The sequence below is a fragment of the Maridesulfovibrio ferrireducens genome (assembly GCF_900101105.1).
GTDB lineage: Bacteria > Desulfobacterota > Desulfovibrionia > Desulfovibrionales > Desulfovibrionaceae > Maridesulfovibrio > Maridesulfovibrio ferrireducens.
The window spans coordinates 14,969-29,690 of sequence record NZ_FNGA01000004.1; the positions used below are offsets into that span (position 1 = coordinate 14,969).

General features: G+C 42.6%; 11 protein-coding genes and 1 tRNA gene. 6 read left to right on the forward strand and 6 right to left on the reverse strand.

What is annotated here, in order from left to right:
- Positions 1 to 461 precede the first annotated feature (461 nt).
- Complete coding sequence (locus BLT41_RS12640; RefSeq protein ID WP_092161739.1) at positions 462 to 1,283, forward strand: CREC-EF hand family protein; 822 nt, start codon at positions 462 to 464, stop codon at positions 1,281 to 1,283.
- 566 nt (positions 1,284 to 1,849) lie between these two features.
- On the opposite strand, the gene BLT41_RS12645 is transcribed toward BLT41_RS12640, so the two are convergent.
- Positions 1,850 to 2,677 carry a DeoR/GlpR family DNA-binding transcription regulator gene (locus BLT41_RS12645; RefSeq protein ID WP_092161740.1) on the reverse strand — a complete coding sequence of 276 codons (828 nt, stop codon included), beginning with the start codon at positions 2,675 to 2,677 and terminating at the stop codon, positions 1,850 to 1,852.
- Between the two features lie 487 nt (positions 2,678 to 3,164).
- Here BLT41_RS12645 and BLT41_RS12650 point away from each other — a divergent pair, with 487 nt between their 5' ends.
- From BLT41_RS12650 to glpK, 3 genes are all read left to right on the forward strand, one after another.
- The gene (locus tag BLT41_RS12650) at positions 3,165 to 4,730 is read left to right on the forward strand and encodes a glycerol-3-phosphate dehydrogenase/oxidase (RefSeq protein WP_092161741.1); all 1,566 of its coding nucleotides are present in this window, start codon (positions 3,165 to 3,167) and stop codon (positions 4,728 to 4,730) included.
- Between the two features lie 458 nt (positions 4,731 to 5,188).
- Positions 5,189 to 5,896 carry an MIP/aquaporin family protein gene (locus BLT41_RS12655; RefSeq protein WP_092161742.1) on the forward strand — a complete coding sequence of 236 codons (708 nt, stop codon included), beginning with the start codon at positions 5,189 to 5,191 and terminating at the stop codon, positions 5,894 to 5,896.
- A gap of 64 nt (positions 5,897 to 5,960) precedes the next feature.
- Positions 5,961 to 7,454 carry a glycerol kinase GlpK gene (gene glpK, locus BLT41_RS12660; RefSeq protein ID WP_092161743.1) on the forward strand — a complete coding sequence of 498 codons (1,494 nt, stop codon included), beginning with the start codon at positions 5,961 to 5,963 and terminating at the stop codon, positions 7,452 to 7,454.
- 70 nt (positions 7,455 to 7,524) lie between these two features.
- Here the strand turns inward: glpK and BLT41_RS12665 are convergent, their stop codons facing one another.
- The gene (locus BLT41_RS12665; RefSeq protein WP_092161744.1) at positions 7,525 to 9,783 is read right to left on the reverse strand and encodes a PAS domain-containing protein; all 2,259 of its coding nucleotides are present in this window, start codon (positions 9,781 to 9,783) and stop codon (positions 7,525 to 7,527) included.
- A gap of 216 nt (positions 9,784 to 9,999) precedes the next feature.
- Here BLT41_RS12665 and BLT41_RS12670 point away from each other — a divergent pair, with 216 nt between their 5' ends.
- Positions 10,000 to 10,308 (forward strand): hypothetical protein, encoded by a 309-nt coding sequence (locus tag BLT41_RS12670; RefSeq protein WP_244512279.1) that lies wholly within the window; start codon positions 10,000 to 10,002, stop codon positions 10,306 to 10,308.
- Between the two features lie 56 nt (positions 10,309 to 10,364).
- Here BLT41_RS12670 and BLT41_RS12675 read toward each other — a convergent pair whose 3' ends face one another.
- Positions 10,365 to 10,787 (reverse strand): PACE efflux transporter, encoded by a 423-nt coding sequence (locus BLT41_RS12675; protein WP_092161745.1) that lies wholly within the window; start codon positions 10,785 to 10,787, stop codon positions 10,365 to 10,367.
- Positions 10,788 to 10,820: 33 nt separating this feature from the next.
- Complete coding sequence (locus tag BLT41_RS12680; RefSeq protein WP_092161746.1) at positions 10,821 to 11,237, reverse strand: chlorhexidine efflux transporter; 417 nt, start codon at positions 11,235 to 11,237, stop codon at positions 10,821 to 10,823.
- A 104-nt stretch (positions 11,238 to 11,341) separates the two neighbouring features.
- Here BLT41_RS12680 and BLT41_RS12685 point away from each other — a divergent pair, with 104 nt between their 5' ends.
- Positions 11,342 to 12,226: a LysR family transcriptional regulator gene (locus tag BLT41_RS12685; RefSeq protein ID WP_092161747.1), complete on the forward strand. Its 885-nt coding sequence runs from the start codon at positions 11,342 to 11,344 to the stop codon at positions 12,224 to 12,226.
- Positions 12,227 to 12,262: 36 nt separating this feature from the next.
- On the opposite strand, the gene BLT41_RS12690 is transcribed toward BLT41_RS12685, so the two are convergent.
- Positions 12,263 to 14,320: an amidohydrolase gene (locus tag BLT41_RS12690; protein ID WP_092161748.1), complete on the reverse strand. Its 2,058-nt coding sequence runs from the start codon at positions 14,318 to 14,320 to the stop codon at positions 12,263 to 12,265.
- 231 nt (positions 14,321 to 14,551) lie between these two features.
- A tRNA-Pro gene (locus BLT41_RS12695) sits at positions 14,552 to 14,628 on the reverse strand.
- Between the last annotated feature and the right edge of the window lie 94 nt (positions 14,629 to 14,722).

The window sequence follows — 14,722 nt, forward strand, 5'->3', positions numbered from 1 at the left end:
TTATTATGTTTAACCTGTTTAAAAGGTAATATCTTGCAAAAAACGGGCTCGCATCATCACTTGTTGATGTATGAACAACTTTTTTATCCTTTTATATTTAATCATAACTTTCGATGTGGGTCTAGACTTGTCTATATATTGAGCCGTTGCTTTTAGTTTAGGTAATTAATGCCGCTTCGAAGACTCAGTTAGACATGTCAGAAGATGTTTGCGGTGAAATATTTGAGTTTTTAAATTTTAATTAACCGTAAAGATAAATCCGTATTTTTGATTAAAATATAATGATAGCAGGGTGTTCTCATTTGATGTGAGACACCCTTTTTTTACGCTTAAATCTCGCTTTATTTTTCTTAACTTTTCTTAACAAAATGTGGGGCATATATTGCTGAACTCTTGTTCATGGAAAAGTATGGAGCTTTTTTCCCGTACTTCATCTTCAAACATGAGCAAGGAGGACGGACATGAGTATTTCTGGTGTTGGTAGCTATATGAATTCGAGTATGTCGCCCGATATGATGGCCCAGATGCGGGGAACGCGTGAGGGCGGGAGTAAGGAAGATTTTGTAAGCTCGGTATTTGAAAAAAAAGACAGTGACGGAAACGGTTTGCTTAGTCTGGAAGAAACCGGAATGAACGAAGATATGTTTACCTCTGTTGATACAGATGGTGACAGCAATGTTTCAGAAGAAGAAGTTTTAGCTGATATGCAAAAGCGCCATGAAGAAAAGGCGCGGATGGGCGAACTCAGCACGATGATGCAGGGCGGTGGCAAAGATCAGGGCGGGCAGGAAAATTTATTAGATTCGTTTATGGATGAGCTGGATCTTGATGGTGATAGCCAGATAAGCATGGAAGAAAGTGGTTTAACTGAAGATCTGTTCAATGTGCTTGATAGTGATAGCGACGGTAATATTTCCGGTGAAGAACTAAAATCTGCCATGAGTCCTCCTGAGGGAATGGAAGCAATGGTTTCTGCCGCATCTGGAGGCTCAGGAGGTGCTGAAAGCTCCTCTTCAAGTGAGGATGATGTTGAATATGACGAATACGATTTGAATCAAGATGGTGTCGTTTCTACTGAAGAATTGCGACAGGCTTTCAAAAATGGTGATCAGAGTCTTGCAAGTGTTTTTGGTCAAAATGAAGGTCAAGGTTTAGGCGGTCGGGGCGCTGGGGGTGAAAGAGGGGGCATAGATGCACAGTCTTCGCTGACAAGAATGGCAATGCGTGCGTATCAGGAGCAGAATAGCGAAACATACACAGGATCTCAGGGAGTAGTTATTTAGTTTACTTCATTAAGTAGACTGCTCTTCGTTATTGCAAAAAAGTAAAAAGCTCACAAATATTACATCTGTGAGCTTTTTGTTTTTTGGTTAAGCGAGTGAAAGTGAATTATATTTTTTTTGGGGGGGGGCAGGGTCTAGAATAGATATGTTAAATTGACTTAAGAGTTGTTCGTGTTGTTATAAATAATCGTTTGATGCAGGAATGCAATTTCCACATTTTTCACATTTAACGGATCTGTTTTTATCTGCCGGTTTGATTGTCTGTCTGTGACCGCATTTACAACACTTACGCTTGCGGTGGATGACGGCTTTAATAGCTGAGTAGATTCCCCACATAATGTATACATCCTTCTTGATAGTCTGTTCCTGCGAGGGAAAGTCTTTTTGATTGTTGTTTTGTGAAGTTGATAAATAGTGCTGAATCCAACAGTTAAAATGTATACGTCTTGATGGGGAATGACAACGTATACCGTAAAAGAAAAAGGCTTACGCCGAGTTAATGGTGTAAGCCTTTGAATTAATTGTTTGTGGTGTAGATATGTTTAAATAGGGAGCTATTATCTGTTTTATTCGTTTTTTTGTCCGGGCTCCGTGACATATAATGCTACCTCTTTACTTTTCATTAAATCCTGAAAAGCCATAGAAGGTTTTTTATCAGTAAATATAGCGTCTATTTCGGATAAATCAGCTATGCGGACCATGGCATTGCGGTTGAATTTAGTGTGGTCTGTGACCAGAAAAATATTTCTGGCGTTGTTGATAATCTCGCGGGCGACCCGAACCTCGTGATAGTCGTAGTCGAGCAGGGTGCCGTCTTCGTCTATGCCTGAAACCCCGATGATTCCGTAGTCCACCTTAAACTGTTTGATGAACTCCACCGTCGCTTCCCCTGTAATCCCTTTATCACGCTGTCTTACCATGCCGCCTGCAACAATGACTTCACAGTCGTTATTGCTCATTATTAAAGCAACATTGAGATTGTTTGTGATCACTTTGAGTCCCTTGTGATCGGAAAGAGTCTTAGCAACCTCTTCCGTAGTCGTCCCAAGGTTTATGAACAGTGAAGCGCGATCTGGAATATGTTTGGCAACCATTTCCGCAATCAGTCTTTTTTCCTGATATAGGATATTTCTTCGATCACTATAGTCAACGTTTTCAACGCTTGATGATCTTCCTGCGCCTCCGTGAAAGCGCTGTAGAAGCTGGTGTTCACAAAGTTTATTTATGTCGCGCCTGATTGTCTGGGGTGTAACTTCGAATTGCTGCGCCAGTGATTCAATGGGCGCAAAGCCCTGATCACTGACAATATCTAAAATTTCACGTTGTCTTTTTGATAATGAGTTCAAGTTAAATTTCAAGTTCTTACGCTTTTTTGTTTTAAGTGTATCAGGCAAAATAACCGTCTCCTTCTTTTCAAATATGAACAGAGCGCTTGCAATGTGTGATAAATATTATGGTTTTGAGGAGTGCTGTTGCAAAAAAATATATTAAATTATCCTAGTTTTTAGCAATTGAACTTAGTGTAGGCAAGGTAAATTTCCCTTTTTTGTATGACGATTGAAAGTGAACATGTACTGCTCATATGTTTGTTTAAAATGTGCTCATTTGTCAGAGTAATGAGGCTTTATTTAGGGTGATTTGAGTCTCTTTAAATGTGCTTTTGAGTTTTTGATGGGTATAAGTATGGCGTTTTGTCTGTATAAGGGTTCGTTTTCTTTCTGTTTTTAATAATCTTTTCAAAATAAAAACATTTTCTTGTATAATTGTTTTCAATATGTCACATTTTGATCAGAAACGAAAACAATCAGATTCTAATTTGCTGTAAAAAATTTCAAACTTTTATCCGGTGACGATTGGCCGGACCAAAAAAATGGGTGTTGTATGAAACGTGCAGATTTTATTCAACAGATGGAAGACAGTTCCAAGGTATGGGATTTCATCATCATCGGGGGCGGGGCAACCGGTCTTGGTGCCGGTCTGGATGCGGCGGCAAGAGGATATTCCGTACTCCTGCTCGAACAAGGTGATTTCGCTGAGGCAACCTCCAGTCGTAGTACTAAAATGGTACACGGCGGAGTGAGATACCTTGCTCAGGGTAATATTTCTCTGGTTATGGGTGCCTTGCGTGAACGTGGCATTCTGCGCCAGAACGCTCCTCACATGTGCTACAATCAGAAATTTGTAGTGCCGGATTATAAGTGGTGGGGCCTTCCTTATTATGGAATCGGCCTGAAAGCCTATGACATGCTTGCCGGAAAATACAGCTTCGGTTCCTCCCGGATTCTTTCTCCAAATAAAGTCAAAAAAGAAATTCCCGGCGTTCTGTCTAATAAGCTCAAGGGCGGCGTGACCTATCACGACGGTCAATTTGATGATGCCCGCCTTGCTCTGACAATCGCGCGGACAATGGCTGATATGGGCGGTTGTCCGTTGAATTATGCCCGCGTCACCAATCTGGTCAAAAATTCTGCCGGATATGTTTGCGGAGTTCAGGCTGAGGATAAAATCAGCGGCAAGTCTTACGAGCTGAAAGGTAAGGCTGTCATAAACGCCACCGGTATTTTCACTGATGATGTCATGAACATGGACAATTCCCATCATGAAAAGCTTATCGCGCCCAGTCAGGGTATTCATATAGTAATAGATCGCGAATTTCTCGGCGGCGAGACCGGAATTATGGTCCCCAAGACTGATGACGGGCGCGTGATTTTCTTTGTGCCATGGCATGGAAAGGTTGTTGTCGGAACAACGGATACGCCTCTTTCTTCTGTATGTATGGAGCCTAAGCCTCTGGAAGAAGAGATCGACTTTTTAGTGGAGCACTCCGCAAGATATCTCTGCAAACCTCCTAAGCGATCGGACGTTCTTAGTGTGTTCGTGGGAATCAGACCTTTGATTGCGGCAAGCAGTGATGGTTGCAAAACTTCGGCACTGTCCCGGGATCATTACCTGACCATATCACCGAATAAGTTACTTACCATCGCAGGTGGTAAGTGGACGACTTATAGACATATGGCGGAAGATTGTATCGACAACGCCATCACAATGGGCGGGCATTCTTTCCGTCCTTCTCCCACTAAACATTTGAAGCTGCATGGTTACACTGAAGAGTTTGACCACAACGACCATATGCACGTTTACGGAAGTGAAGCTGCGGAAATCAAAGGCCTTGCTTCTGAGTTTCCAGAGCTTGACGAACCAATGCATGAAAATCTTCCCTATTCTTGGCTTGAAGTGGTCTGGGCAGCTCGTAATGAATGGGTTCAGACTGTATCTGATGCTCTTTCGCGTAGAACCAGAGCATTGATTCTTAATGCCAAAGCCGCCGCAGAAGTAGCCCCCAAGGCCGCTGAAATCATCGCCAGAGAGCTTGGTAAGGATGAAGAGTGGATTAAAGAGCAGGTCGAAGAGTTCTCAGTTTTATCCAAGAATTATATTGTAACCTAATTGATTATTTAACTTTCCTGACTGCGGAAAAAGGTCTTGGTACGAATATGAACCTTGTCCCTCGCTTTCATCATAGATTCAAACACAATATTCTTTCCCGCCGGAAAGAATTGTTGTTGCTTTAATATTTATTTGTGCCGTCGATCATATGGATCGGCGGCATTTTTTTGTGTCTGAATAATTTCTTAGAGCGTGCTCGTATGATGTCCTTATTTGTTGTTTTTATTTTTTATCAGACTGAAAGTGTTTATAATTAAGTATGTTTTTACTAAACCGAAAACAATTAAAGTGTATTTCTTTCATTCTCGAACATTTTTTTGTTGATTTTTTTCTTTTCACAAAATAACAAGAGGAAGAAGGGTGGCTAACGTTATAAAGGAATGATGCATGTAGAGGCTTTCGTTTCCGAACGGGGACGCTTTTGGCTTAACTTGTTTTAAGGAATGTGGGAGTGGATTATGAATTTCTTTTTAAGTGAGATGATTGGAACCATGATTTTGACTCTTTTCGGGTGCGGGGTTGTTGCTAACGTTCTTTTGGAAAAATCGAAAGGGCAGAACGGCGGCTGGATTGTAATCAGTATGGGGTGGGGATTTGCTGTAGCATTTGCGGTGTATGTTGCGGGGAAACATTCAGGTGCTCACATTAATCCTGCTGTCACAATCGGGTTAGCTTCCATTGGAGCTTTTCCTTGGGCCAATGTTCCGGTTTACATTGCAGGGCAGATGACGGGTGGTTTTCTCGGAGCTGTTTTATGCTACTTTGTTTACCAATGCCACTGGGAGCCTACTAAAGACCCGGAACTTAAATTGGCTGTTTTCGCCACCGGGCCTGCAATCCCATGTACAATTCAAAATTTTCTGTGCGAATTTATAGGCACTGCCTGTCTGCTGTTCCTTCTTTTGGGGATCGGCGCCAATGAATTCAGTCAGGGCCTTAATCCTCTTGTAATCGGTTTCTTAATTATGGCGATCGGTCTTTCTCTGGGTGGACCTACCGGTTATGCTATCAATCCTGCTCGTGACCTTGCTCCTAGAATTGCACACATGTTGCTTCCTATCCCCGGTAAGGGCGGCAGTAACTGGGGTTATGCCTGGGTGCCCATCGTTGCTCCTATTTGTGGCGGCGTTGCCGGTGCCATGCTGTACAAAACTCTTATCGGTTAAGTTTCAGGCTTAGCTTAATAGAGCTCTCGATCCGTAAGTACTATTTACAAAGGGGAAATTTAAAATGACTAAAAAGTACGTTCTTTCTATTGATCAGGGGACAACCAGCTCTCGCGCCATTGTTTTTAACAAGAAGGGCGATGTTGTTAACGTAACTCAAAAAGAATTTACCCAGATATTTCCAAAATCCGGTTGGGTTGAACATGATGCAATGGAAATATGGTCCTCTGTACAGTCTGTAGTAGCGGAGGCTTTAGCCCATCCTGACATTTCCGGTTCTGATATCGCGACTATCGGTATAACTAATCAGCGTGAAACCACAGTTGTCTGGGACAAGACAACCGGTAAACCTGTGTATAATGCTATTGTATGGCAGTCTCGTCAGACAATGGATATTTGTAATGAGCTTAAAGAAAAAGGTCTCGACCCTATGTTCAGGGAGAAAACAGGGCTGCTCATTGATGCCTATTTCTCAGGAACTAAAGTTAAATGGATTCTCGACAACGTAGATGGAGCCCGTGCAAAAGCTGAAAATGGTGATTTGCTTTTCGGAACCATCGACACATGGCTTCTCTGGAAACTGACAGGTGGTAAAGTTCACGTAACTGATTACACCAACGCGTCCAGAACTCTCATGTATAATATCCATGATCTCAAGTGGGACGAGGAACTTTTAAAACACCTCACAGTTCCTGCTTCCATGCTGCCGGAAGTAAGACCTTCTTCGGAAGTTTACGGAACGACAAAAAAAGAAAAGTTTCAGGGTTTGGAAGTACCTATCTCCGGCATGGCTGGCGATCAGCAAGCGGCTCTTTTCGGGCAGGCTTGTTTTAGCGAAGGTATGGCGAAAAACACATACGGAACCGGTTGTTTCATGCTCATGAATACCGGAGAAAAAGCTGTTCCTTCCAAAAACGGTCTGCTCACCACAATTGCGTGGGGTGTTGACGGTAAGGTTGAATATGCTCTTGAAGGTTCCATCTTCGTCGCCGGTTCAGCTGTTCAGTGGCTGCGCGACGGTATGCGGATGTTCAGGGAAGCAAAAGACAGTGAGCTTTACGCTACTCGTGTATCTAGTTCTGATGGTGTTTACCTCGTTCCGGCTTTTGTCGGTCTGGGCGCTCCTTACTGGGATTCAGAGGTTCGCGGAGCCGTTTTTGGTTTGACTCGCGCAACCACTAAAGAACATTTTGTCCGCGCAACTCTTGAATCGCTTTGTTATCAGACTAAAGACGTTCTTTCCGCCATGGAAGCTGATTCCGGCATCAAACTTGAAAAGCTTCGCGTTGATGGCGGCGCTGTAGCCAATGACCTCATTCTACAGATTCAGGCCGATGTGCTTGGAACTCCCGTAGAACGTCCTATGTGCATTGAGACTACTGCTCTTGGAGCAGCATATCTTGCCGGTCTGGCTGTTGGATTCTGGGAAGATAAGAATGACATTGTAAAGAACTTCGGTGTTGACCGTGAATTCGCTCCTAAAATGGAAGCAGAAGAGTCCGGCAAGCTTTACGAAGGTTGGCAGAAAGCCGTCAAAGCGACTATGGCCTTTAAATAAGACGAATAATTTAAGGCATTCAGTATCAAATATGCCCCGTCTTCTCGTAATGAGGGGGCGGGGTGTTTTTTTATGTCTTGCTGCGGGGGCAGTGTGAACCTTCTACTGGTAACTTGATGGTGAATCGGGTGTTCATCCCGAGAGTTGATTCAACTTCCATAATTCCATTATGTTGTTCGGTTATAATGAAATATGAAACTGACAGCCCCAGTCCTGTTCCTTTTCCAACAGATTTTGTTGTGTAAAATGGATCGAAGACTCTTTTTCTTGTGCTTTCTGTCATGCCCGGTCCGTTATCTTCAAGTTCAACGATAACTTCCTCTTTTCCATTTTTAATTCTGAGCACGAACATGGGGGATGCCCCTTTATAGTCTTTTTCGGCCATCGCTTCTGCACCATTTTTAAGGATATTCAAAAAAACTTGCTGCACGTCATTGTTGATGCAACATACTTTAGGGACTTTAGAATCGTATTCTCGTTTGATTTCAATCTTTTTAAAATCATAATCATTTTTTAAGTTATAATCGCTAGCGGCTAATTCTATTGTTTTGTCTAAAAGTATAGCTAAGTCATGGATCTCAAAATTAAGGTTACTCTTCCGGCTGAATTGGAGCATATTCTGTACTATTGTTGACGCCCGGAAACCTGCGGTTTGGATGTTTTCAAGCATTGGGGTAATTCCACGCAGAGCAAAATATTTTCTAATGCTTTCTATGTCAGTGTCGCATTCTTTTGCCGTAGAGATGTTTTTTTTAATATCTTTATAAATACGGTTTTGAATATTTTGAACAGCGCCCAGTATTCCTGCAAGAGGGTTGTTGATTTCATGCGCCATACCAGCCGCGAGGCCTCCGACTGACATCATCTTCTCAGTCTGAACCATTATTTTTTCGGTCTTTTTTCGTTCGGTTATATCAATGTGTGTGCCGATTAATCTTAGGGGAGTTCCATTTTGTGTGCGAATAGGCACTTTGCCGCGAGATAAAATCCACTTCCATTCTCCATCTTTCGCCTTCATTCTAAATTCCATCGAAAAAGGAGCATTTTGGTCATTTTCAGATATTTTTTTTAAGTATACTGATAAAATTTTTTCAGCTCTCTTTTTATCCTCAGGGTGTAAAAGCTTGGTCCATGTTTCATAGGTTTGGGGTAGCTCATTAGATTCATAACCCAACATTTCAAAGTATCGAGGGCTAAAAAAAACATTGTTTGTTTTTAAATCCCAATCCCAAAGTCCATCACTTACAGCGCGCAGGGCCAAATCATACCGTTCTTCGCTGTTTTTAAGATGCTGTTGGATGCGTTTTCGTTCCTCTAATTCTGCTTCAAGGGCTTTAGTGCGTTGTTTGACCTGTCTTTTAAGTGTCTGATTAATTGTCGAGAACAAGACAACAATACCAACAAACAACGCCACACCTAAAAGTGTCCAGCGTATGACTTTATTAGGGTTGAAACCTTGTTCATATTGGACTGAGAGCCATGCATTTTGTATTGCCCCTACATCTTTTTGAGACATGGCTTGAATTGTTTTTGAAATGATTGAAGCCAGTTCGGGCCAATCATTGCGAATTCCCATAGCCAACTCAAGATCTTGGAATTTTGCCGGGGCTGCCACTTTAAGATTTGAAAGTCCATAATGCCGGATAAAATAGACAACCACAGGAAGAGCATTGATGGTAGCGTATGATTCTCCGGTAGCCACCTCTTTAAGAGAGTCCAACGTCGGAGTACTGGTTTTTACTATATTGAGATTGAAACCGGGGTATTTTTTTTCGATCTGTTTTTGCAAGATGAATCGTTCTTGCACAGAAATCCTTTTTGTTTTGAGATCTTCTAAACCACCAACAAAATTTGAATCGCTACGCGTTACAATGACCCAAGGTAAAGTTTGGTATGGCTTACTGAAATCCATATATTTTCTGCGTTCAGCTGTAGGCTGAATAGCAGGGATAATATCTACACCGCTTCGTTCCCGAATGGCTTTTAGAGTGTTGGGCCATGAAATATCTTTTTGAGTGATATATTTGAATTTAATACCGTGTACTTTAGCTATAATAGCGAGGTAGTCTATGGCTATTCCTGAAACTTCATTTTCAGCCATCATAAATGGGGGCCAATCTCCAACGCGTACGATTACATTCAGATTCAGGTTAAGCCATGCTATTTCGGCTTCAGAAAGCTGAATTTTCTTTTTGATAGCTTCAATTTCAATATCTTTTACGTGGATAATCTGTTCAGGATATGCTCCAAATGACGCTTTCGCAGAGCTCAATAGAATAAAAAAAGCAAATAAAAAGTAAATATATTTGAAATATGCATTTTGCATCATATCTTCGCCGCTTGTTTTTTTATCATACGGTTCTACTGTGCAAGTCGGGGTAACGATTCTATGGTATAATTGGGTGGTAGATTTCTGAATAATTTATAACATAGTCAAGAAGCAAAAGAAACAGCCCTCGGGAGGTTTACATCTCCACTTCAGGTTTCTGTTTTTCATAACATACATAACATGGACGACTGAAACTTCAAGGAACAACATTGACCAGTGGGAGCTGGCCAGCATATCATTGTTCGCATGATCGACAAGACCTCCGCCATAGAAACTATTATGCGTAAGCTCAAGAAAATTCAGATGGGGCGCGGGCTGAAAATGCTCACTTACAAGCGGGACCGCTCCGTGGTGATTATGCGCACAGGCGAGGACTCGTTTTTTGTTACTCAGGATGGATTTGATAAAGAGAGTTTTACGACGGACTTCAAGGGGCTGAAAAAGTTGCTCAAAAAACTTGTTAAGCGAGAATTTCCACGTAGCAATAAGATTCGCATCCATGAGATTGATGGGAACGACACCTAACCTAATATACCCCGGCTTCTCATAATGAGAGGCCGGGTTTTTTTTGCGATTTTTCCTTATTGGATGGAAACAATGGGGAATGCATTGTCATACAATATGTTAAAAAAGAATGCGTAAACAGGGACCATAATGATGAATCCTATATCCAGTATGAATGCTTCCATGAAGGTATAGCCCATGAAGTTCATAACGATTGGGACTGAAAAGATAAACAGGACAAGCTCGAAAAGGATTGAGTGCAGTACTCTGAGTCTTTTGCTTCTTTTATGAACAGATTTTCCAAGTTGTTTCAGTGAATGGTCAAAAGCTAAGTTGTATATATAATTGATAACCATGGCTATGAGACTCAGTATTATTGTAAGAGCACCCATGGTGTGTAAGGGCTGTTCCAAGATAATTGAGAGCATAGGTCCGATAATTAAAATGAGCAGTATTTCGAACAAAATTGTATGCCGAAGTCTGTCTTTGCATGTCCGCATTGTTATTACCTTTAACGTTTAGATTCTTTACATTTACAGATGCGTGTCGAAAGCCTTGTTTGATAAAAAGTTATACACAGACACTACAGCGGCTAAAGACAGGCCCAATGTTAAAGCTTTTCCGAAGCTTAAATCGAGCATGTTCATGGCTAATGGTATCTGAATGGGCAACAGTATAGCTTCAAAAAGCAGGGCGTGGAATATACGCAGGCTTACACTCCGCTCATATAATGGTTTTCCTCTTTTCAAGAGCACTAGATCGAACACATAATTATAGATGTAATTTATGGGAATGGCCGTAAGATAAAAAGTTAGCGAGAACGCTCCGGTTATGTCTGAATTTTTCCATGTTAATAAAGAGATAACCGGCATCATTAAAACCACAAGGGATATCTCGAATACTAAAGTTAGAATGGCCCGAACGAATGGTGAACGCATTGTATCCTGCATGTTTATTCTCCTTATAGCTGGTGCTTCTTCTTAAATCTTTTAATCTTTTACTGAGTTTGGTAAAGATGGTATCTATCTTAAAAATAGATGGATAGGGGGGAAGCATGCGATTTTCATTGGACCATTTGGAAGCGTTTGTGGTTGCGGTGGATACCGGTTCGTTTTCTGCTGCGGCGCGAAAATTGGGCAAGGTGCAGAGTCAGGTTAGCACTGCTATTGCCAGTCTGGAGGACGACCTAGGGGTAAAACTCTTCGACAGGAGTGGAAAATATCCGACACTTACGGCACACGGTGAAGATTTGCTTTTTCAGTCCCGTGAACTGTTACGCTATTCAGAAAGGCTGGCAAGTCATGCGGACAGGCTTGTTTTCGGGGAGCAGACGTTGTTGCGCGTGGCTCTGGACGAGCTTATGCCTGTGGAAATCACGACGCAGGTTTTGGGCAAGTTCAGGCAAGCTTGGCCGAATATTGAACTGGAAGTAATTTTGGGGGCCGTGGGTGACGTACACAAGAGCGTGAGTGCAGGCGAGTCCGATGTCGGGGTGGATATCCCCGTGTACAATATATTTATGTCAGGGTTGTCTTTCAAACAATTGGCCCACATAGCTTTTTGCGGTGTGGTTGCTGCTGAACACCCGTTGGCGACGATGCGCGATGTCTCTGAGGAGACGCTACGGCCGTATTTGCAGGCTATGGGTACCAGGCTGCCGGATGTTTTTCGGTTGGGAGATCGGGTCTGGCTGTGTGAAGATAGCCGCCTTATTCATAGTCTCGTCCTTGCGGGAGAGGTCTGGGCTGCTTTACCACGTCATCTGGTTGCCGAAGACCTTGCTTCTGGTAAGTTGGTAGAACTAGCCCTAACTTTTGGTGAATTTGGGGCGGAGAATACTTTTTATTACATATGGAATCCGGTCCATGAGTTAACCCTTGCCGAATTTTGGCTGGGTGAAACGTTTGGAGAAAGTATTCGGAAAATTTGTAGAGGGTAATGACAGCTATTCCCCTTAGTGGTCGGGGCAACTTTCTCAGCTCTGTTTCATATACACAACTTTTCCATCGCAGATGGTAGTTTCTATTTCCAAGTTGAAAGATTCCTTTTCGAGTTTTTTTATATTCCCCGAAAGGATAACCATATCAGCCAGCATGCCTGACTTGATTTCTCCTTTTATATTTTGGCAATATTCGGAGAGAGCAGCCCCGGAAGTATAAGCGGCAACAGCTTCATTTAAGCTTACAGATTGGTTTCTGGCCCCTTCATACCATGGTTTACGGGTCACTGCGTGGTTGATTCCGGCCCTAGGATCGCAGGAGACTATGGGCCAGTCACTGCCGAAAACAAGTGTTGCGTCGTCCACCAAAGTTTCTTTCCATGCAAAGGCTGTATTCCATTCCGACTTCGGGACCAGAGTATGCCACATGGTCATTGGGCCTCTTTCATGCAAAGGCTGCATGGAGGCGATCACATCCAGTTTGCCGAATCTTGGTAGATCCTCCTGACTGCAGGTTTCAATATGCTCCACACGATGCGGAATCCTGTCGCCTCGTTTTTTATCAATATCTTTATTGATTTTTCGCGCCTTAGAAATGGCATCAAGCATAGATTTAACCGACCCGTCTCCTATTGAATGAGCCGCAACCTGAATTCCGAGCCTGTCCGCGAAAGCCAGAATCCTGTCAAGATCATCCTGATTGAATTCCGGGATGCCTTGCGACGGGTCTTTGTCGAGACGATAGGCGGTATCTTTTTCAATAACTCCATCCATAAAAATTTTTAATGTGTCCAACCGAATTTTAGCATGATATTTTATATGTTCCGGCATGCTGTTCTTTTGGTGGGGATTCTCCCTTTTTGCATGCTGCCCTATATGTTTTTTATGAATAATGTCGGTTAATTTCCGAGAAACTTTTACTAACTCGTTCATCATTGGATGATTCGCGCCATGTCCGCCTTTAGCAGCCATTTTTTTTACTTTTTCATGTCTGTCCGTTCCAGCATCCTTGAGCAGTTCCAAAAGGCGATCGTGCAATTGCGCTGCCGTTATTTCTTTTTTGCGTGCCTTAGTGAGAAGGTCGCGTGCGGCATAGCCGATGAGCACATCATTCAGCATATTGTGGTCTGCAACAGAGGAAAAAGAAGAGCTGACACGTATCGGTAAACGGTCTTGTTGTTCCAGTTCAAGGAGCAAAAGCAGAAAGGATAAATCTTCAGCAGGTTGAGCCAAAGCCATGCGATGCACTCCGGTAATGCCGTACCCAGCGAGCTGTTTACACACAACCTCCAAATCGGAAAGCTGCTGCTCAACAGAACTGGGATATTTGGCCTGCAAGGGGCCTTCAAGGAAAGAATAAACATCAGGTTCCCTGAACTCGCCAGTGGGAATTCCATTAGAATCAACGATAATCTTTTGTTCCAATCCAAGTTCTTTAATCAGAGGCGGGTAAGGGGGCATTTTGTGCAGTAGTTCTGCCTCCTCCACGGCTCTTGTGTTGGCCCATGCCGTATGCATATCGTGGGCAAAAACAAGAAGGGGCTTGTCATTGACTATCTCATCAAGCGTCTGGCGACAGGTCTCGGCAGGAATTATGGGATCATCAAAATAATGGAGCCCGAAGACATACAGAATTGGTGAGCTTGAGTTTTCTTTCGCATATTTACGTAGGCGTTTCTTGAAATCAGCCGCTGTTTCCACATCTTCAATGGTTAAAGTTCCGAGCCGTTGCATAGCGACATCAAGGTGCAGATGAGAATCGACAAAACCGGGTGACACAGAATTGCCTTTTGCATCCAGAATCTTGGTTGTAGAACCTATAACCTGATCAATTTCATCAGCTGAACCGACTCTGGTAATAATGTTTCCTGCAATTGCTATATTCGCTTTACGTCCATCATTTAAACACGCGTTTTTGATAACCAGATCAGCTTTTGCGTCCGGGTCATATTCACATTCAGGTTCTATGCGATAATTAACATCCGGATCAATATCCTCAAGTCTTAAATCCCTTTTTTCCACTCCCAGTAATTCTGGGTAGCTTCTTGTCAGAGTCTGAAGCAATGCTGTTTCCGATCTTTTAGGGCAATTCATATATGTATTCCTCTAGGTTTCTGTTTTTCATAACATACATAACATGAACGACTGAAACTTCAAGAAACAACATTGACCAGTGGGTGTGTTGTCCGATCTTCAAATAAGAAAAAGGATACCAATCTAAACGATTGATATCCTTTTTAAAAAAAGTTGCGGGGTCGAAGGGACTTGAACATTCCCCAAAAGAAAAAGGGTTAACTAAATAATTAGTTAACCCTTAAATTTCTATGGTCGGGGCGAAGAGATTCGAACTCCCGGCATCCTGCTCCCAAAGCAGGCGCGCTACCAAACTGCGCCACGCCCCGACTGATATAATTTGCTGCACTAGCGCTGTGCACAAAAGAGGGAATAGTTGAAACGTATGTGCTTGGCAAGCTTTTTTTTACATTGTTTATAGGG